This is a genomic window from Thalassococcus halodurans (assembly GCF_900108225.1).
Taxonomy (GTDB): domain Bacteria; phylum Pseudomonadota; class Alphaproteobacteria; order Rhodobacterales; family Rhodobacteraceae; genus Thalassococcus; species Thalassococcus halodurans.
In genome coordinates, this window is record NZ_FNUZ01000006.1 from 146,011 (window position 1) to 165,348 (window position 19,338).

A 19,338-nucleotide genomic window follows, 5' to 3' on the forward strand; every position below is an offset into this window, starting at 1 on the left:
CTCAGGCGCCGATCTCGTCGTGGTCCGTCAGGCACTCGGAATGGTCGCGCAACACCTCCAGCACACGGCAATCGGCCGTGTGCCCGCCGCTGCATTCATGCACCATCCTCTGCAATTCTGTCCGAAGGGCTTCAAGTCGGGCCATACGTTGCTCAACCTGCTTAAGTTGCCTGCGAGCGATGGCATCGGCCTCCGCGCAAGACTTGTCCGGATGATCGCTCAGATCGAGAAGCTCACGGATCGCGTCCAGCGAGAACCCGAGTTGCCGCGCATGCCGGACGAAAGACAAACGGTCAAGCTCACTATCTCCATAGCGCCGCTGACCGCCAGCCGATCGCCCGGGCTCGGGCAAGAGTCCGATCTGCTCGTAATAGCGGATCGTCTGCACCTTCGTCCCGGTCTTTTTTGCCAAAGTGCCGATTGTCAGCATATCATCTCTCCAGACTATCTACAGCCCGTGTAGCTTTAAGCGTTTTTTTGCACAAGTTCCGCTTGGCATCTCACAGGTCAGTGAACATCGCTCTTCCATCCATAATAAGTCTTGAACCTACAGTAGCTAGAGGGTGTAAACTCGCTGAAAATATAGAATCAAATTCGGGCGGAGCGCGTGAAGCTTTCAAATCTTCAGAAAGTACTATGGGTTTTGGCGGGCGCGGCGGCGTTCGTTTTCATCTGGCTGCTAATGTGGGCGGACTACCGCGCCGACCTTGCCCAAGCCGAGACCGAACCACCTTTCTTTGCGCAGTTCGAACTCACGGATCATCGCGGCATGGTCCAAACAGACGAAGATTTCGCAGGGCGCTGGATGCTGGTCTTCTTTGGTTTCACCAATTGCCCCGACGTCTGTCCAACAACACTGTCCGAAGTCGCGGCCGTGATGGAGGGCTTGGGCGACGAGGCGGCAAAGGTCCAGCCGATCTTTATAACGATTGATCCGGAGCGGGATACGCCGACAGCACTTGCCGGGTATGTGCCCCTGTTCGACGCTGGGATCATCGGGCTGACCGGCACGCCGGAGCAGATCGCCGCAACATCCGAGACCTTCCCAATTTTCTTTGAGAGGATCGAGGAGGCCACCGCGCCGGGTGGATACACAATGGGGCACACATCGCACCTGTTTCTTTTTGATCCGCGGGCGGGCTTCGCCAATTCCTGGCCCTACGGCACACCCGCCGAAGAGATCCTTGCGGATCTGAGAAAGAGGATCTGATTGCCATGACCCGCCTTTCCGGAGAAGCGGCCCTTGTTCTTGCTTGGATCATTGCGCTTATCGCATCGCTTGCCGTGCTCTTTATTGGCGAGGTGCTTGGTCAAACGCCTTGCGTCCTTTGCTGGTTCCAGCGCGCCTTCATGTTCCCCCTGGCTATCGTTCTTGGGCTCGGGCTGTGGTGGCAGGATCCCCGCGTGGGGCGCTATGGCGTTGCGCTAGCGCTTGGGGGGGCGGCAGTGGCGTTGTATCACATCGGCCTCTATGTCGGGCTGATCCCCGAGGCGATCCAGCCCTGCACGGCGACCGGCCCCTCTTGTACCGACGACAACCAGGTGGTCTTCGGCATTCCGATTCCGCTGTTGGCGCTTGTCGCCTTCACGATGATCGGGATGCTGTCGGCCCTTTCACTGAAGGAAAAACAAACATGAATCGACGCGGCCTCGTTCTATCCGTTCTGGCTGTTGGCGCCGCAGGTTTTGGCGGCGCGGCCTGGTATGCCACCCGCCCCCAACCCATGGCAGAGGCAGTCCCTGTCGCGCCCGAAGTGAACGATGTGCTGATCCGGCCCTATTCCCCGATCCTCGGCCCCGAAACGGCACCTGTCACGATTGTCGAGTTTTTCGATCCAGCTTGCGAGGCATGCCGCGCATTCTATCCCGTGGTCAAAGAGATCATGGCTGAGCACGGTGATGCGATCCGTGTCGTAATTCGATACACCGCGTTTCACGGGGACGCTTCGGTGGAAGCGATCCGTGTTCTCGAAGCTGCGCGGATGCAGGATGTGTTCGAACCCGTGCTGGAAGCGGTCCTGCGCGAGCAGCCGCGATGGGCGTCCCATGGCACTCCGGCACCGGGTTTGATCCTTGAGATTGCCGCAAGCGGTGGTCTGGATGTCGAAGCTGCCCGGACACAGATGCTGGCCCCCGGTGTCGTGGCGGTGCTCAATCAGGACCGCGCTGATGTCGAAGCGGTAGGCGTGCGACAAACGCCCACGTTCTTCGTCAACGCCAAGCCATTAGACCCGTTCGGTGAGGCCGAACTGCGGCGACTGGTGGCTGCGGAAGTTGCGGCCAGCCAAAGTTGATGCTCGGCCAGATACAGGAGAATTCTTCATGACAAAACGATCTTACATCAATGGTTTGCCCCTTGTCTTGCTACTCTCGGGCATGTCGACTCCGGCATTTGCCGGTTCGGAGGATGTCGTGGTCGAGAATGCGTGGTCCCGCGCCTCGATCGGCGTCAACAGGCCAGGTGCCGCCTATATGACCGTGCGCAACACGGGTGAAGACGCCGTTACGCTGACCGGGCTTACAACACCACTGGCCGTGATGCCCGAGATCCATGAGTCGAAAACCAACGCCGACGGCGTCAGTTCTATGGCGCCTGCTGACGAAATCACGATTGAGCCCGGCCAAAGCGTGGCATTGGAGCCGGGCGGGTTGCACGCCATGCTCATGAAGCTGCAAGAGCCGATGACCGAAGGCGAGAATTTCCCGCTGACACTGACCTTCTCGGATGGCGGCAAGGTGACGGTCGAGGTCCCAATTCTGGGGATCGCCGCGCGCGGGCCGGAGAGCTGATGCAGCGTCGACATGTGGTCCAATACGGTGCAGCCGGTGTAGGCGCTGTCGCTCTGATGCTCGGCGTCGGTTGGTGGCGGGTGGATGGTCCCGGTGCACCAAAACCGGCCGGCCAAAGGCCTCTCCCCCTGTCGGCGATGGATTTCCGACTGACCGATCACGAAGGCAATGAAGTGGGCCCGGAAACCCTGATCGGACGCCCGACCATGGTGTTTTTCGGGTTCACCTACTGCCCGGATGTCTGCCCCACGACGTTATCGGATATCTCAGGTTGGCTTGAAGATCTCGGGGACGACGCCGCGCGGATGAACGTGGTCTTCATCACAGTCGATCCGGAGCGGGACACGGTCGAGGCCATGGCCGAATATGTCGGCTATTTTCATCCGGCTATTCGCGGCTGGACTGGGCCGGCAAACCAGGTTGCCCGCGCTGCAGAAGGATTTCGTGCCTCGTATGAGCGCGTCCCGACCGAAGGCGGCGACTATACAATGAACCATACGGCAAGCGTATTCCTGTTCGATGCCAAGGGTGAACTCGTCACCATGATTGACTATCACGAGCCAAGAGAATTCGCAGTGCCGAAGATCCGGCGTGCACTGACAGAAGACGTAGAGGGGGCAACATGAAGATTAGAATTGTTTTGGCGAGCGCTGTGGTCGCAGGCGCTTTTTCGCTGACCGCCATCGCCATTTCTGGCGTTCTTTCTAAAGAGCCAGTGCCTCCTGCGATTGCTGAAGCGACCCTCTGGACTCCCGATCCGCTCTCGATGCCTCAGATCGCCGACTACGATGTGACACCGCCCGCTGCATTTCACGCCGACAATGCTAGCCCAATGCGACCTCTGCCGCTCTTGCAATCTGTCTTCGCAGAAACCGCCTTGCCCGAGATTGAACCGCCTTTGATCACTTGGTCGCGTGAGATCGCGTCGGGCGAGACGCTGGATGCGGTCCTGGCGAACGCGGGTATCGCTGCGCCTGCGCGTGCCGAAATCGCGCTCGCGCTTGGTGCAGAATATGACCTGCGCCGATTGCGCCCGGGCCATGAGATCACTGTGATCTCAAAGGTGGACGGAAATCCGAGCCGCGTGGAACTGGCAGTTGACGATGGGGTGCGGATCGAAACGGTCTTTGGTCAAGAACTTGTCACACGCGTGTTGGAGCCAGACCCTGAAATGGTGACGTTCGCGGGCGAGGCAGTGATCGAAAGCTCTGTCTTCGCGGCGTTGGACAAAGCAGGCATCCCTGCTCGTTTTGCGGTCGACATGGCGCAGGTGCTGGGCGGCACAGTAGATTTTCGACGCGAACTTTCCGGTGGCGAGACGATGCGTATTCTTTGGCGCGAAGCCCGCGACGGAAACGAGAGGATCGGTCAGCCCGAACTTGCCTTTGCCACACTGGACCTTGGTGAAACGGTCTACGAGATCGTCTGGCCGGATGACGGCAGCGGTGAAGCAACGATCTATGTCGATGGAGAGGTCCTGCGTGTTTTTGCCCAACCGGTGGAAGGAGCGCGGCTGAGTTCCGTCTTTGGCCGTCGCACACACCCGGTCTATGGGAATGTGCGCATGCACACCGGGGTCGACTTTGCTGCGGCCCGCGGTACGCCGGTGAAAGCGACAGCACCCGGACGCGTGAGCTTCATCGGACGTCGTGGTGGATATGGCCGGGTGGTGGAGATAGCGCATGGATCCGACACCCTGACACGATACGCACATCTCAGCGAGGTGCCGGACACACTCGAACAAGGGCAGCGCGTTTTGGCCGGAGACATGATCGGTCGCGTCGGTGCGACCGGCACCGCGACCGGCCCAAATCTCCATTATGAGGTTCTAGTCGATGGTCGCCCGACCGATCCTCTCTCAGACGACAGACTGGCAGAGGCGGCCGAGCGGGATGCGGATGACACGGCTGCACTTGAGCGATTGGCTGAGGCACGCTCGCTACTGGCCGAGAGGCTCACCAGCGAATTTGTGCAAACAACAACCGAAAGGCTTTAATCCATGAAACGACTGGCTCCCGCCCTTGCAGTCACGCTGGCCTTGTTTCCCGCAGCGCAAGCGGTCGCCGATGCGATCCAGATTGATGTCCGGAAGACAAACGGCTGCGGCTGTTGTCTGTCCTGGATGAAGCACCTCGAGGAAAGCGGATTCGCGCCGACAGGCGAGGACATGTTCGGGGGATCTCTTGTGCGCTTCAAACTCGACAATGGCGTGCCTCAGCGCATGGTCTCCTGCCATACGGCTTTGGTCGACGGCTACGTGATCGAAGGACATGTACCGGCATCAGACATTCAGCGTTTGTTGGATGAGCGTCCAGATGCAGTGGGGTTGGCGGTGCCCGGAATGCCCTATGGATCGCCGGGCATGGGACCGGAAGACGATCGAGAGGCTTATGAGGTCTTCCTGATCCGCGGCGATGGATCGACCGAGATCTTTAGCAGTTATTCGGCCGCTGACTGACGTATCGACGAGACCTCAACGCTTGGAACCCCTCTCCCCAATTACCCTTGGCTTTCTAGGAAGTCTGGCCGCCGGATCGCTGACAGCGGTCGGGGCGATCCCCGTTCTTTTCGGGCGCATCCCATCCCGGGCTACACGCGATCTGCTACTTGGCTTTGCAGCGGGTGTCATGCTCGCTGCATCGTTTTTCTCGCTGATCATCCCGGCTCTCGATGCAGCCGAAGGACAGTTCGACAACGGTGCTCTCCCGGCGGCCATCGTTTGTGTTGCTATCTTGCTTGGCATGGGCGCGGTCGCTCTGATGAACGAACGGCTGCCGCATGAGCATTTCAAGTCGGGGCGGGAAGGCCCTGACTCTGCTTCGCTGCGCCGCGTCTGGCTCTTCATCATCGCGATCACGATCCACAATTTCCCCGAAGGACTCGCCGTTGGTGTCGGGTTCGGGGCTGACGGTCTTTCTGGTGGCTTGCCGCTTGCGATTGGCATTGGGCTGCAAAACGCTCCCGAGGGTCTCGCCGTAGCGGTCTCATTGCTTGGTGAGGGATATTCCAGGCGCCGTGCGTGGGGCATTGCCGCCCTGACAGGTCTTGTCGAGCCGGTAGGCGGGCTTCTTGGGGCTGGGATCATCAGCATCTCGCAGCCGCTGTTGCCATGGGGCCTCGCCTTCGCCGCCGGGGCGATGCTCTACGTCATCAGCCACGAAATCATTCCCGAAACCCACCGTTCTGGCCATCAAAACAGGGCGACACTCGGTCTCGCGGTTGGCCTGGTGATCATGTTGTTCCTCGATGTATGGCTGGGAGGATGAGATGAAACAGTCCCATTTCCAAGGTTTCTTTGCGGCTGGAACTGCTTTTCTTGTTGATCAGGTGACAAAAGCAATTGTCGTCGCCAATGCGGCAGATTTGAGCGCCGGAGTTCCGGTCTTTCCCGGTTTCAATCTCATCTACCTGCGCAACGATGGCGTGACATTTGGATTACTTGGTGGAGCGCCATGGTGGAGCCTTACAGTGTTGGCCCTCGCGGTCTGCGGCTGGTTGACTGTCATGTTATTGCGCACTGACAACCGGGCCGAGGCTATCGCCTATGGTGCGATTATCGGTGGCGCGCTCGGCAACGTCCTCGACCGCATCCGGTTTCGGGGTGTGACGGACTTCCTCGATTTCTATGTCGGATCCACGCATTGGCCCGCCTTCAACATGGCGGATGTTTTCGTGGTCAGTGGCGTGGGCCTACTGCTCATAGCCCCTTGGTTGAGCGCCAAGTTGAAAACTGGCACATGATGGCGGGCTTGCGACCACTGACGGGTCGTGGCCGTTACATTCCCCTGCGATCAGGGATTAGCTTTGCAGCGGGCGGTTTAACGGTTTTAACCCTTCCACCATTCTCATGGCTGATCGTTGTTCCGGTCGCCTTCTCAGCACTCTTTCTCGTCCTCCGGCAGGTTTCGACAGCGCCCGCCTTCTTCATCGGCTGGGTCTTCGGAATGGGCCAGTTCGGGTTTGGAGTTTCCTGGATCGCCGAGAGCTTCTACGTCGATGCCGAACGTTTCGGTGCCCTTGCGATCCCGGCAGTCGCGGGACTGTCCGCCGGACTGGCCATATTCCCAGCGATTGCGGCGATGTTATTTGCCACCATCATGCAGCGCCGTGCTGTCGGCGGCATTACGGCAGGTCTTCTGCTTGCAACCTGCTGGGTTGCCGCAGAATGGCTGCGCGGTCATGTCCTGACGGGGTTTCCCTGGAACCTTGCCGCTTATGCTCTTGTCGAACATGCCGCCCTGCGCCAACCGGCCGCCTGGGTCGGAAGCTATGGGCTAAGCTTTCTCACGGTCTTTATCGGGCTGTTGCCCGGTGTGTTGATTGTGGCGGCACCAAACAGACGCGTGCCTGTTCTCGTGCTCTTCGCCGCTGCGGTGATGGGCCTCTGGGGTGGCGGCGCGCTGCGTTCAGGGACGGATGTGCCGCCGACGGACATCGCTTTGCGCATCGTCCAGGGCAATGTGCCGCAAGTCGAGAAGTGGGCACCGGGCAGCCGCGAGCGAACACTGGAAAAATACTTGAGCTTGTCTGCGCAACCTGGACGCTTCGACCTGCTGCTGTGGCCGGAAACGGCCTTTCCCGGTTTTCTGGACGAGGACGCCTTGGCGCGCAGGCGGTTATCCACGGTTCTGCCAGACGGCAGGATCCTTTTGACAGGAGTGCCTGACCGCGTAGAGGGCGATGGGGAAACCCGATATTTCAACACGGTTCAAGCCTATGACGGCAACGGCGAAATTCTGACGGGATATGCAAAACATCATCTTGTTCCGTTCGGGGAATATGTGCCCCTGAGAGGCTGGCTGCCGATCGAGCGGCTCACCGAAGGTTTGGGCGATTTCACGCCAGGACCAGGGCCACGCACGCTGGCGATCCCGGGTGCGCCTCTGGTCGCGGTGGCGATCTGTTACGAGATCATTTTTCCGGGCCAGGTGGTCGATGACCTTTTTCGCCCCGACTGGATTTTCAACGCAACAAATGATGCCTGGTTCGGTACCAGCATCGGCCCCGAGCAGCACCTCGCCTCCGCGCGCATGCGCGCGGTCGAAGAAGGGCTTCCTGTGGTCCGGGCGGCCAACACGGGGATTTCCGCGATCATCGACGCCAAGGGAGAGATCATCGCGCGCCTCGAGACCGGACAAACTGGAGTCATAGATGCCACCCTGCCGACAGCGCTTGCGCCTACACCTTACGCACGTTTCGGTGATTGGACATCGCTGGCGCTCATCTGTGCGGTCTGGGCCTTAGCCTTTACCGTCGGATCGGCCAGACGACGTTTCAATTCAGAAAAATCAAAATCGGAGGAATCGTGATGCTGGTGCTCGCAGGCTTTGTCGGAGGGGCGCTCTGGGGTGGCTATCTGGCGCAACGGCAGAAAGGGAACCGCCTGGATATACTTCAATACGCGACAGGCTTCGGTATTGCTTTCGGCCTACTCGCTTTTTTCGCCTCGGTGATCCTCTTGCGCATCACGTCTTGAGATTGCTTTGGCACCGGCAACGAATTGAAACGACTGTTCAACATATTACTGTACTTGCTCCTGGCGATTTTTGCATCAGGACTGGCCGTATCCGGTGTCGTCTACTTTCTTTTGCGCGCCTCCGTCCCCGACTATGACGAGGATTTCAGTGTTGCGGGAATCGAAGGTCCAGTCGATATTCTGCGAGATGCTGCGGCCATACCGCACATTTCTGCAGACTCCGCTGCGGACGCCTATTTCGCGCTTGGTTTCGTTCACGCTCAGGACAGGCTTGGCCAGTTATTGAGGGCAAGGCGGGCAGCGCAAGCCTTGTTGCCACTTGACCAGACGATCGAAGTCGAGCCTTCGACAGCCCAAGCGCTCGACGCATATGCCGCTGGTGTCAACGCGTGGCTTGGTCTGGTATCCGAAGGCGGGCGCGGCAGAGGCTCACCCGATCTGTTGATCGCGGATGAGAGAATGATCGCTGCCTGGAGACCCGTCGATAGTCTCAGACTTGCCCAAGCGTTTCTGAACGATCTTCAACCCGAGAGACGCCAGAGTGACCTGTCCGGCTTGTCAGATCGACCTCTTTTGCCCGAGCTGTTTGTGACCTCGCCCAAGGTCAGCCTCGATGCTTGGGCGTTGCCTGGAGACAGAACAGCTTCGGGAGCACCAATTCTCGCCGCCGATATACGTGGCCCCTTATCGCTGCCTTCTGAATGGTACCTGGCGGATATTCAACTCCCGACCGGAGCCGCGATTGGGGCTACAATGCCGGGTGTGCCCTTCATTGTCGTCGGTCGCAGCGAACGCGTCGCTTGGGCGTTCCGATCTCTGTCACTGACTGCCCTTAAAGAGCCAGTGAGTCCCACCGCTGCCAAGGCCGGCAATTTTCTGATGATGCTTGACCGTCTGGCGCGGTCCGCCGATGTGAACGATGCTATGGACGCAAGCATGAACCTGGCACCAGCCGGATTGGAGATTCTTGCCATCGGCCGAGAAATCCTTGCTCGCTGGCCTGACAGGGAGGTCGAAACGCCTTTCTCGTTTCGAGACGCCCGTCTGGCAGCTCTTGATGTGCGGCAACCGATATTCTCGGTCGAGGGCGCGATTGCGGCGCAGCGCGACACGGTCAGCACTGCCGCGCGGGCGCTTCTTCCTATAATGGCAAAAGAGCTCTGGTTCGTGGGTTCCGCAGGCGCTCTCGAAGAGAACCGCGCAGATGAGTTTCGCGGCGATATTCTGGGTCAACTTGCCCAATGGAATGGCGACATGGATCGCTTTTCACCGGAACCGCTCGTGTTCTGGGCCTGGGCGCGCGCGTTGCAAAAACGGATACTTCAGGATGAATTTCCATCCGCGACAACGGTCTGGGCCAGGCCAAATGCCGATATCCTATTTGCGGTGCTTTCAGATCGCGGAGGGAGCGCAATCTGGTGCGACATCCGCCCGTCCACCCGCATCGAGACCTGCCAGGATCAGGTTCGTGCGGCCCTGGATGATGCCATCGGCTGGCTTGTCGACCGCTACGGACCCGATCCGTCAGATTGGGTCTGGGGCGAAGCACACGCTTTGAATATGGGGTGGGCGCCAATCCGATCGAGTGGGATCATCAGCGATCTGCTGTCTCTCGAAGCCCCATCTTCGGGCGATCCATACACACTGATTGCAACGCTGTTATCTTCTGACAATGACCGCCCCTTCGCGGCCAGCGCGGGCACCAATTTTCAGGCGGTCATGTCGTTTTCGGAAGAAGCCGGATCCTATTTCATCGCGCCAGCCGGTCAGTCCGGCCACCCGCTCTCACGTTTCTATGAAAACCTTTTTCTCATGTGGATGCAGGGCAAATATCTCACGATGTCCACTGATCTGTCCTTGGCCCGGGGTGGCGCTGTGGGAACATCCCGACTTTCACCGGTATCCGTCGATACGCCGACAATACAAAATGACAGGAGCCGATGATCACTTACTTCCTCCTTTTCGACCCGTTTGGGTATGCGATTTCGCCAGTGTCCCTTGTTTCCGTCAGCTTGGCCGCATGGGTCTACATGCGCGGCCTCGTGCGATCCGCTCGCATTCGCGGGACGGTGTCTATGTGGCGGCAAGCCCTGTTCCTCGCTGGCTTGACCTGCATTCTCGCGGCCACAAATGCGCCTCTGGCTTCGTTGGGGCATAGCCTCTTTTCGGTGCACCAAGTGGAGCACCTTCTCCTCCGCCTTGCAGGACCACTACTCTTCGCGGTCTCTCAGCCGTGGCGATTATTGCAAGCCGGTTTGAACAGACGGTGGCGTCGATACCTCGACGCTCTTGGAAAATCTTTTGCATTTCGGTTCTTGGCACATCCGGTAACCGCCACTGCCGCGCTCATCACGTCGCTCTTTATCTGGCAGATTCCAGTGCTTTACGGACTTGCTCAGCGCATCGCGGCGATCGAGGTGTTCGCCCATTTTGCGATGGTGCTGGCAGGGATCTGGTATTTCGGCATGCTCTTCGACCCGAGAGATCCCCCTGAGGGCGCGAGGCGCGGCGCAAGGCTGATCTCCGGTTTCGCGGTGATCGTTTCAAACATTTTTCTGGGTTCCTTGACGACACTCAAAGAGGTGAGCCTCTATGCTTCCTACCAAACGGCGGGAACCGGGTTTCTCGATCCCCTGTCCGACGAAACCATGGGTGGCTACACGATCTGGGTCCCGTCCTCGATGCTGATGATCGCCGCGATCATTCTGGTCATGAACGGGTGGAACGCGGCCGAGGTGCGTCGCTGGAATTCACGATACGAGTTGGTGCGAGGGTCAAACTCCGCGGCGCTCGAGTTTCCGGAAACGGCCGAAGAATTGCGTCTGAAAGTAGCAGAGCCAAACCGCGACATGGGCCGGACGCTCGCCATAGGTGCCTTGGTCATGTTCTTCATCGTCATGACGACGGTGGTGACAATTGTCTATGCGCTTTGAACAGAGGAGCAAATCAAAGGTTGTATCCACGTCTTTTCCCGCGATCGACATTCTCGCTGCACCGTCGTCGCAGTCAGAGATTTTGGGCACACTATCTCGGGCTGGCCAAGCTCAGAGGACACGAACGATTTTCTGCACTAAGGTTGACCATCAGAACAAATGCCAACCCACCAGCCTTTGACTGCTGACGCCGCCGCCTCCTGAGTCTTGCTTTTCTGAATTTCGCGAGAACTTGATGCTGCGCTACTTGCCGCTTTGAGATTGCAGGAGGGCGTGTTCGAAGGCCTCCAGCGTGGTCGTGCTGACGTGATGCTCGATCCCTTCCGCATCGCGTTCCGCAGTCTCTTCGTCGATTCCCAGGCTGAGGAGAAACGCGACGACGATCCTGTGTCGTCGGCGGCAGGCCTCGGCCAACTCCCGACCGGCATCCGTGAGGAATATGGCGCGGTAAGGTTCCCGCCGCACCAGGCCAGCAGCTTTGAGCCGCGAGATGTTCTTGGTCACGGTCGGCGGCTTCACTCCAAAACGTTCGGCGATTTCCACCGGCCTTGCCTCTCCGCGCGACTCGATCAGTTCGGCGATCAGTTCAACGTAATCTTCCGCCATTTCGCTCTCATGTGCCTGACGCACGGTCGCGAACCCCTCAGCCTGTGCTTCGGGAGCCCTGTCGACAGTTTCGAACGGTTCATGTTCCTGTGATTGCAGCTTTGTCATAGTTGGGACTTTGCAGGGAAACTGCAGGATTGACAACTTGTTTGCTTAGGGTAGATAAATTAGCCGTGTCTAACTTTTGAATTCGGAGACTGCGGTGATTCAGAAATTCCTTGGAGCGTTCATTGTCGCACTCGCAAGTGCGCTCGTCCTGTCCGGACCTGTCGCTGCGACGCCTGCCAAGGAGGCTCCATGGCTTCCCGAGGCGGCGGCCTACCGGCTGACTCTCTTCCTCGGAAATCTCGAACCGCTGCCTTGGGATGACGTCGGGACCGCCTGGGCCGAACCCTACCGGGGTTCGGAATTCTCTGTTGGTGCATTGGCATGGCTGGACGGCAACAGCGACATCGGACCCGCCCCCCTTCTGGACGCCATCACTCGCGAAGACCGCCAGGCGGTCTTCGCCGAGGCGACGCGGCTGATCGCGCGCCGGATCGACGAGGAACTGGACCGAGCAGTCATGGCCGACGACCCTGCACGTGCGCAGCAGGCCGTGCGGACAGCCCGAGAACTCTATCGCTCGTTCGCGGACGGTATCGCGGCTGCTGATCCCGACGCTTCGAGACGCATCGGCCTCGCCTGGCTGGAACTCAACAGCAGCACAGGTTCCGCCGGTGTTCTTGGTGCTGGTGCCACACCCGCGAGTCGCAAAACCATGGAAGCCGCGCGCGAAGTCATCTCCCTCTATCTCGCCGAGAATTACCTCGTTGACGATTTCGCGCCGCGCCGGACGCTGAGCGCGCTGCCGGAAACTGTTGTCCTGAGTGGCCGCACCATCGAGGTGCCGCCTAGCCTGCCGCCGGGGTTTGACATCTTCGATCAGGATCCGCTGCCGCGCCTCGTCCTCAATTTCGAGGAGCAGGGCATCGACGAGACCGACCTGCCATTGGTGGCCTATGGCGACATGCTATTCGACAGCGCGCAAATCTTTGGCAATCCGGCGCAGGGTCTCGGGGTCGCTTGTTCGACCTGTCACAACCGATCGGACGTTAACCAGAGGCTTTTCATTCCGGGTGCGAGCCATCAACCAGGCGCGATCGATGTCGATGGCGCCTTCTTCAACCCGATCTTCAATGACCGGCGTGATGATCCGATTGACATCCCCAGCCTCCGTGGCCTGCGCTTCACCGGGCCCTACGGCCGCGATGGCCGCTTCGCCTCCTTGCGCGATTTCACCCGCAACGTGATCGTCAACGAGTTCGGCGGGGATGAACCGACGCCCTTCATGATGGACGCTCTCGTCGCCTACATGCTCGAGTTCGACTTCCTGCCGAATTCCATGCTGACGACTGATGGCCGCCTGACCGACACGGCCCAAGCGGCCGCCCGGCGCGGCGAGGAGATCTTCAACCGGCCCTTCGCCGGGCTCGGCGATCGGTCCTGCGCCAGTTGCCACGTGCCAGACGCGAACTTCCTCGACCGGCAGGCCCACGACATCGGCTCCGTCGCGCCGGGCTACGAGGGGGCTCGCGCCGGTGCGCTGGACACGCCCACGCTGCTCGGCACGGCCTATACCGCCCCCTATTTCCACGACGGGTCATTGCCGACGCTGGCCGCCGTCGTGGACTGGTTCGACGAGACGAAATCGCTTGGGCTGACCGAGGATGACCGCGCCGATCTGACCGCCTATCTCGAGACCGTTGGCGCGGCAGACGAGCCCTATGAGGCCTTCGACACCGAGAACACCGCTTTCCGGCTGGCATTCGCCGAACTGACGACCTTCGCCTCGACAATCGATACGCTACTGCCGCGGCGGGACGCGGAGCATATCCTGCTGCTGACCGACACCGTGGCCGCGGACCTCTCGGCGGACGCCAGTACCATGTCGAACCTCCCCGCCCGGCCCGAGGTCTATGCGCTGGCCGAACGTCTGGCCGCGGTCGGCGCCGCTGTTCGCGTGGAAGACTGGGAGGCCGCTGAAGCAAGCTGGACCGCGTTCAAGTCCGAAGCCGACGCAATCGAAGAGAGGGCATTCTGATGCCAGTCCATCTGACCCGCAGAACGATAATGACCTTGATCGGCGCGGGCGCGGTGTCTTTGGCGACACCTCTCGCCGCGCAGGACGATGCACTGCGGCTTGCCTTCATCCCGCAGGAGAACCCGGAGAAGCTGCTTGGCGATATCGAGGCCATCACCGGCTGGCTGGCCAGTGAGATCGGCGTCCCTGTCGAAGGGTTCGTTACCATCGACCATGCAGCGGCGGTCGAGGCGCTGCGAAACGGCGACGCGGATATCTCCTTCATGGGCGCCCTGCCCTTCGTTCTGGCCGAGGCCGAGATCGGTGCCGTGCCGCTCCTGTCCGAAGTCTACCGCGACGCGCCGAGTTATACGGGCCGCATCTTCGTGCGCCGCGACAGCGGCATCCGAGCGCTCGCCGACCTGCGCGGGCGCGACATCGCATTCGCGGATCCGATCTCGGAATCGGGCTATCTCTATCCGCTCGCCGAATTCGTTGAGGCCGGGCTGGTCGAAGGCCCCGGAGAGGCAGAGGCATTCTTCGGCCGCATCTTCTTCGCGGGCGGCTACCAGCAGGCGATGCAGGCGATGGCCGAAGGCCTGGTCGATGCCGCAGGCGCCAGCCAGTATGCCGACCTGCTTCTGACGCCGCAGCAACAGGCGGAGGTAGCCTGGATCGCGGAAAGCGCGCCGATCCCGAGCCATTTGGTGATCGCTCGCCCGGGGCTCGATGCCGCTCTGCGGGACCGTTTTGTCGACGCAATGCTGCGGCTCAACGAGCCGGAGCACCGCAACAAGCTGGGCTTTCTTTATGGACCGGATGGCTATGTCAGGGCCGACGGGGCCGCCTATGACGGCGTACGCGATATGGCGAAGCAATACGGGCTGTTGCGATGAGCACAGCTATCGAAATAGACGACCTGAGTTTTGCCCATACGGGCGCGGACCTCCCGGCGCTGGAGCGGGTCTCGTTTCGGGTTTCGGCGGGCGAGAGCGTCGCTTTGCTCGGCCCGTCCGGGGCGGGCAAGACGACCCTGCTGGCACTGCTCGACGGCAGGCTCCAAGGCTGGAGCGGGCGGGTATCGGTTCTGGGTGCGCCGCTCGATCCCGACCTCCCGCCGCCGAGCGCGCGCCGTTCGGATACCGGTTTCGTGTTTCAGGAGTTTGCATTGGTCGAACGCTCCACGGTTCTGCGTAACGTCCTCAATGGCCGCCTGGGGCGCATGTCTCCCCTGCGCGCCCTGATGGGGTCATCGACCAAGCACGATCTGGAGATTGCGCGCACGGTACTTGCCGATTGCGGCATTTCCGATCTTGCCGAACGCAGGGTCGACAGCCTCAGCGGCGGGCAGCGGCAGCGCGTCGCCATCGCGCGGTGTCTAGCGCAGGAACCACGGCTTATTCTGGCCGATGAACCGGTAAGCAACCTCGACCCCGCGCGTGCAGGTGAGATCCTGGCGCTGCTGGCCGGGGCGGCGCAAGCGCGCGGCGCGACGGCGCTGTTTTCGTCGCACCAGCCCGACCTGGCGCGGCGTTTCGCGCAGCGCATCATCGGCATGCGGGCCGGGCGGATCGCCTTCGATGTGCCGACCTCCGAGTTGAACGATGATGCGACGGCGGAGCTCTATCGGGAGGTAGAGCCAATCCCCGGTATCGGCCTCAGGGCGGTGTCCTGATGGCGTTCCGCGGGTTTGGCGGCTTTGCGACGAGCGGTCTGATCGCAGCCGCGATCCTGTGGTCCTTCGCCACGACCGATGTCGAGTTGTCGCGTCTCATGTCGGCCGGCCCGCGCATTGCCGATTTCCTCGGTCGCATGTTTCCGCCTGACCCGACGGTGATGGCCGAGATCAAGAAGGGCAGCGCGGAAACGCTGAGGATCGCGATCCTCGGCACCCTCGGTGCTGTGATCCTGTCCGTTCCCCTCGGCATTCTCGCGTCTGAGACGATGGTATCCCCTGCGGTGTTCCGGTCGATCCGAACGCTGCTTGCCTTCATCCGGGCGATTCCGCTGATCCTCGTGGCCATGCTCATGGTGGGCGCTGTCGGGCTCGGGCCGCTGCCCGGCATCATCGCGGTCGCCTTTCATGCAACGGGGATGCTCGCCAAGTTCTATGCCGAGGCGATCGACGGCGTGTCCCGCGCGCCGATCGCCGCGCTGGAAAGCGCGGGCGCCGGACCGCTCGTGCGGCTCAGGCATGCGATCTGGCCGCAGATGGCCCCAGTCATTGCCCGCGACACGATTTTCCGGTTCGAACTGAACCTGCGCGAGTCGCTGATCCTCGGCATTGTCGGCGCGGGTGGGATCGGCTTCTACATCCAGACCTACGTGAGATCCTTCCAGTATGATAAGGCCGCCAGCGTCACGATTGCGGTCGTCGTCATGGTCATGGCCATTGAGGCGATCAACGTCGCACTGCGGCGCCGCTTCACCTGATCCTTAGGCGTAAATGTCGATCGGTGTCCCGTCCCTGACCATGGCATAGATTTCCTCGATCTGGCGGTCAGTGACGGCGATGCAGCCTGCCGTCCAGTCGCGGACATTCATTGGGTCGATCCCCTTGCGCGGTCCTCCGTGGATGAAAATGTCGCCACCGGGCGACTTTCCTTGAGCCTGCGCAAAAGCGATGTCTGCCGCGTTGGGATATGAGATGCCAATCGACAGGTGAAAGAGGCTCTCCGGGTTGCGCCGATCAATCACGTAGGAGCCCTCCGGCGTACGGCCGTCCCCCTCGAACTGCTTGTGACCTTCGGGCGCGAAGCCTAATCCGATGGGATAGGTCCGCAAGACGTCATCCACCCCGTCCAGAACCAGAAACCGCTGTGCCTTATACATGCGTAGCCGGGTCACTTCGGGTCCGTTGTAAGACCGGAACTTGCTGGCACAACCTGACAGGAAGGAGGCCAATCCGCCCATCAAAAAGGCGCGCCGTGGAAATCTGGTGTTTGTCACTGCTCGACGCCCCTTTTTGCGAGGTCTGTTGGTGCCAGAGGTTACTCTACCGAAGACGTCGGATCAATGACCGTGCGCCAGTGCTCCCTTCGCCATCTGCTCGCCCACCGGTTCACCGCCCGAAGGCCCGTCCTTGATCCGATGGCCGTTCAAAAGCCGCAGCGCATTGGCGACCACCAACAGGGAAACGCCTACATCCGCAGCGATGGCGCCCCACATCGAGGCCATCCCGAACGCGGTCAGCCCGACGAACAGCGCCTTTGTTGCCAGCGATATACCGATATTCTGGTGGATAATCGTCATTGTCCGCCGAGAGTGAGTAATCAGCCACGGCACTCGAGCCAGATCGTCGGTCATCAGTGCAATATCTGCCGTTTCGATCGCCGCATCCGATCCGACAGCCCCCATGGCAATGGCATAATGCGCGCGCGCCATTGCGGGCGCGTCGTTCACGCCGTCGCCGATCATCGCCACCATATCGTGGCATTCCACCAGTTCCTCGATGGCCTTCACCTTGTCTTCTGGCAAGAGTTCGGCGCGCACCTCGTCAATGCCGACCTCGGCCGCCACCGCACGTGCGGTGCGTTCGTTGTCGCCCGTCAACATCACGATTGTCTTCACACCCTGCGCGTGCAGACGCGCAACGATACCCTTTGCATCGGGGCGAATGCGGTCACGAAGCTCCAGCACGCCGGTCACGCCGGTCTCGTCACCCACGGCAACCAGGGTGCTGCCTGCCCCTTCGATCCGGTCCCGAAGATCCGCCGGAATGGCATTGCTGAAACCTTTCTCTTGGGCAAACCGATCTGATCCGAGCCAGATCGCGCGCCGGTCGGCGCGTCCTTCGAGCCCGCGCCCAGGCACGGTCCGCGTGTCCTCTGCGGCAGACACGGAAACACCATCGCTTTCTGCGCGCGCGAGGATGGCGCGTGCCAGCGGGTGCGAGGACCGCGCCTCCAGACTGGCTGCCAGCGTGATGATTTCGCGAGCGGAGGCTTCACCCAGCGGGTGAACCGCCGCCACCTCAGGCTCGCCCATGGTGATCGTTCCCGTCTTGTCCATCGCCAGCGCTGTGGTGCGCCCTGGCGCTTCGACATAAGCGCCGCCCTTGATGAGCACCCCTGCTCGCGCCGAAGCGGCCAGCGCTGCTACAATGGACACCGGCGTAGAAATGACCAGTGCGCAAGGACATGCGATGACAAGAAGGACCAGCGCATTGTAGAACCAATAGTCCCAGGCGCCGCCGAGCAAGAGTGGCGGCACCACCGCGATGGTGATCGCCACCGCCATCACGATGGGTGTATAAATGCGCGCGAATTTCGCCACCCATTGCTCGACCGGCGCGCGGCGGGCATGGGCATCACCGACCAGACGGATGATCTTGGCCAACACTGTGTCGGAAGCTGCCTTGGTCGCTCGTACCGTCAGTGTGCCTTCGCCGTTGATCGTGCCGGCATAGACCTCATCGCCCGGCTCCTTTGGCACGAGCGCGCTTTCTCCGGTAATGGGAGCCTGATCGACGGCTCCCGCCCCCTCCACCACTTCACCGTCGAGGGGGATGCGGTCGCCGCCGCGCACAATGAAGCGATCGTTCACGGCGACCTCTGCCGCAGGCACATCGGTTTCGCTGCCATCTGATCGGATCACCCGAGCTGTCGGCGGCGCCAGATCCAGCAAGGCCGATACCGCGTTGCGGGCCCGCCCCACACTCCAGCTCTCAAGGTAAAGCGAAAGTGAGAAGAAAAACGCAACCGTCGCGGCCTCGAAGAATTCGCCCAGCCCGATGGCACCCGCCACTGCGACCACCATCAACAAGTTCATGTCAGGGGAAAACCGTCGCGCGGAAGACCAAGCCTTGGGCGCGACCAGCCAGACCCCGAAGAGAATTGCCACCGCGAATAACCCTGCTTCCGCGAGTGGCATCGGCATTTCTCCGTGCCCTGCGAATAGCCCGAGCGCACCACCCATGCCGGTTTCGACGATGTGGTAGAGAAAACCTGCCACCCAGAAGCCGCCGCTGAGCGCGGTAAACCGCTTTTGACGTGCCAGATGCGCGGCCTGATTCTCTGCTGCGTTGTCGGCGTCCCACGGTTTTGCGCTCATGCCGGTACTCGCGACCAGTTGCGAAATCTCGTTGTCCGAAATCCCGACTGCGGTATCCAGAATTGTCATCCGCCCATTGATGACATCGAACGCCAGATGCTCAGTCCCGCCGACTTTTGGACCGACCACCCTATTCAGGATTGCCACCTCTTCGGCACAATCCAGACCGGAAACTTGAAAACTTCGCCCATTCGACGGGATGGATTCTGCCGGTCCCGTGTTGGCTCCAGCACCGCAGCACGCAGCACCATCTCCATGAGAGTAGCGAGCTACGCTCGCATGTTTGTGATCATCAACATGATCGTGACTGCAGTCAGAGCTGTGCTTGTGGTCGTGGCGGTGGCCATTGGAAGACATGGGATTGACCTCGGGATTCGTTCATTCCACATTGAAATAACCCCTACAGTAACTAGAGCTTC

General features: G+C 60.7%; 21 protein-coding genes. 17 read left to right on the forward strand and 4 right to left on the reverse strand.

Annotated features, from left to right (window positions below; translation table 11 throughout):
• Nucleotide 1: 1 nt before the first annotated feature.
• On the reverse strand, nt 2–430 hold the full coding sequence (locus tag C4S59_RS16560; RefSeq protein ID WP_037239845.1) for a MerR family transcriptional regulator: 429 nt from the start codon (nt 428–430) through the stop codon (nt 2–4).
• 213 nt (nt 431–643) lie between these two features.
• On the opposite strand from C4S59_RS16560, the gene C4S59_RS16565 reads away from it, so the two are divergent.
• Genes C4S59_RS16565 through C4S59_RS16620 form a run of 13 tightly spaced genes read left to right on the forward strand, consistent with a single transcriptional unit; the run spans nt 644 to nt 11,199 of the window.
• Nucleotides 644–1,210, forward strand: coding sequence for an SCO family protein (locus tag C4S59_RS16565; RefSeq protein ID WP_043872275.1), 567 nt, complete (start codon nt 644–646; stop codon nt 1,208–1,210).
• A 5-nt stretch (nt 1,211–1,215) separates the two neighbouring features.
• Complete coding sequence (locus C4S59_RS16570) at nt 1,216–1,638, forward strand: disulfide bond formation protein B (protein WP_009820114.1); 423 nt, start codon at nt 1,216–1,218, stop codon at nt 1,636–1,638.
• Nucleotides 1,635–2,294 (forward strand): DsbA family protein, encoded by a 660-nt coding sequence (locus tag C4S59_RS16575; protein ID WP_009820115.1) that lies wholly within the window; start codon nt 1,635–1,637, stop codon nt 2,292–2,294. Before C4S59_RS16570 ends, C4S59_RS16575 begins: the two co-directional genes overlap by 4 nt.
• A gap of 28 nt (nt 2,295–2,322) precedes the next feature.
• Complete coding sequence (locus C4S59_RS16580) at nt 2,323–2,790, forward strand: copper chaperone PCu(A)C (protein WP_103911569.1); 468 nt, start codon at nt 2,323–2,325, stop codon at nt 2,788–2,790.
• Entirely contained in the window at nt 2,790–3,416 is a 627-nt protein-coding gene (locus tag C4S59_RS16585) for an SCO family protein (protein WP_043872276.1), read from the forward strand. Before C4S59_RS16580 ends, C4S59_RS16585 begins: the two co-directional genes overlap by 1 nt.
• Nucleotides 3,413–4,786 carry a M23 family metallopeptidase gene (locus C4S59_RS16590; RefSeq protein ID WP_103911570.1) on the forward strand — a complete coding sequence of 458 codons (1,374 nt, stop codon included), beginning with the start codon at nt 3,413–3,415 and terminating at the stop codon, nt 4,784–4,786. The genes C4S59_RS16585 and C4S59_RS16590 overlap by 4 nt, the downstream gene beginning before the upstream one ends.
• Before the next feature lie 3 nt (nt 4,787–4,789).
• Nucleotides 4,790–5,248 carry a DUF411 domain-containing protein gene (locus C4S59_RS16595; RefSeq protein WP_009820119.1) on the forward strand — a complete coding sequence of 153 codons (459 nt, stop codon included), beginning with the start codon at nt 4,790–4,792 and terminating at the stop codon, nt 5,246–5,248.
• 22 nt (nt 5,249–5,270) lie between these two features.
• Entirely contained in the window at nt 5,271–6,056 is a 786-nt protein-coding gene (locus tag C4S59_RS16600; RefSeq protein WP_040652270.1) for a ZIP family metal transporter, read from the forward strand.
• Nucleotides 6,037–6,531, forward strand: a complete 495-nt coding sequence (gene lspA, locus C4S59_RS16605; RefSeq protein WP_009820121.1) for a signal peptidase II — start codon at nt 6,037–6,039, stop codon at nt 6,529–6,531. The genes C4S59_RS16600 and lspA overlap by 20 nt, the downstream gene beginning before the upstream one ends.
• Nucleotides 6,528–8,099: an apolipoprotein N-acyltransferase gene (gene lnt / locus C4S59_RS16610; RefSeq protein WP_052453652.1), complete on the forward strand. Its 1,572-nt coding sequence runs from the start codon at nt 6,528–6,530 to the stop codon at nt 8,097–8,099. The genes lspA and lnt overlap by 4 nt, the downstream gene beginning before the upstream one ends.
• Complete coding sequence (locus C4S59_RS19730) at nt 8,099–8,266, forward strand: hypothetical protein (protein WP_043872279.1); 168 nt, start codon at nt 8,099–8,101, stop codon at nt 8,264–8,266. Before lnt ends, C4S59_RS19730 begins: the two co-directional genes overlap by 1 nt.
• Before the next feature lie 24 nt (nt 8,267–8,290).
• Entirely contained in the window at nt 8,291–10,210 is a 1,920-nt protein-coding gene (locus C4S59_RS16615; protein ID WP_043872280.1) for a penicillin acylase family protein, read from the forward strand.
• Complete coding sequence (locus C4S59_RS16620; protein ID WP_040652273.1) at nt 10,207–11,199, forward strand: cytochrome c oxidase assembly protein; 993 nt, start codon at nt 10,207–10,209, stop codon at nt 11,197–11,199. Before C4S59_RS16615 ends, C4S59_RS16620 begins: the two co-directional genes overlap by 4 nt.
• Before the next feature lie 243 nt (nt 11,200–11,442).
• On the opposite strand, the gene mntR is transcribed toward C4S59_RS16620, so the two are convergent.
• Nucleotides 11,443–11,913 (reverse strand): manganese-binding transcriptional regulator MntR, encoded by a 471-nt coding sequence (gene mntR / locus C4S59_RS16625; protein WP_009820125.1) that lies wholly within the window; start codon nt 11,911–11,913, stop codon nt 11,443–11,445.
• Between the two features lie 94 nt (nt 11,914–12,007).
• On the opposite strand from mntR, the gene C4S59_RS16630 reads away from it, so the two are divergent.
• From C4S59_RS16630 to phnE, 4 genes are read left to right on the forward strand one after another with little or no spacing between them, the layout of a single operon-like run.
• Nucleotides 12,008–13,888 carry a cytochrome c peroxidase gene (locus C4S59_RS16630; protein ID WP_103911571.1) on the forward strand — a complete coding sequence of 627 codons (1,881 nt, stop codon included), beginning with the start codon at nt 12,008–12,010 and terminating at the stop codon, nt 13,886–13,888.
• Nucleotides 13,889–13,917: 29 nt separating this feature from the next.
• Nucleotides 13,918–14,763, forward strand: a complete 846-nt coding sequence (locus C4S59_RS16635; RefSeq protein WP_234994809.1) for a phosphate/phosphite/phosphonate ABC transporter substrate-binding protein — start codon at nt 13,918–13,920, stop codon at nt 14,761–14,763.
• The gene (locus C4S59_RS16640; protein ID WP_103911573.1) at nt 14,760–15,542 is read left to right on the forward strand and encodes a phosphonate ABC transporter ATP-binding protein; all 783 of its coding nucleotides are present in this window, start codon (nt 14,760–14,762) and stop codon (nt 15,540–15,542) included. Before C4S59_RS16635 ends, C4S59_RS16640 begins: the two co-directional genes overlap by 4 nt.
• The gene (phnE, locus tag C4S59_RS16645; protein WP_103911574.1) at nt 15,542–16,300 is read left to right on the forward strand and encodes a phosphonate ABC transporter, permease protein PhnE; all 759 of its coding nucleotides are present in this window, start codon (nt 15,542–15,544) and stop codon (nt 16,298–16,300) included. Before C4S59_RS16640 ends, phnE begins: the two co-directional genes overlap by 1 nt.
• 3 nt (nt 16,301–16,303) lie before the next feature.
• Here the strand turns inward: phnE and C4S59_RS16650 are convergent, their stop codons facing one another.
• Both C4S59_RS16650 and C4S59_RS16655 read right to left on the reverse strand, forming a co-directional pair.
• A complete protein-coding gene (locus C4S59_RS16650) occupies nt 16,304–16,780 on the reverse strand; it encodes a L,D-transpeptidase family protein (RefSeq protein WP_043872282.1) in 477 nt (158 codons plus the stop codon).
• Nucleotides 16,781–16,879: 99 nt separating this feature from the next.
• The gene (locus C4S59_RS16655) at nt 16,880–19,276 is read right to left on the reverse strand and encodes a heavy metal translocating P-type ATPase (RefSeq protein WP_234994810.1); all 2,397 of its coding nucleotides are present in this window, start codon (nt 19,274–19,276) and stop codon (nt 16,880–16,882) included.
• Nucleotides 19,277–19,338: the final 62 nt, after the last annotated feature.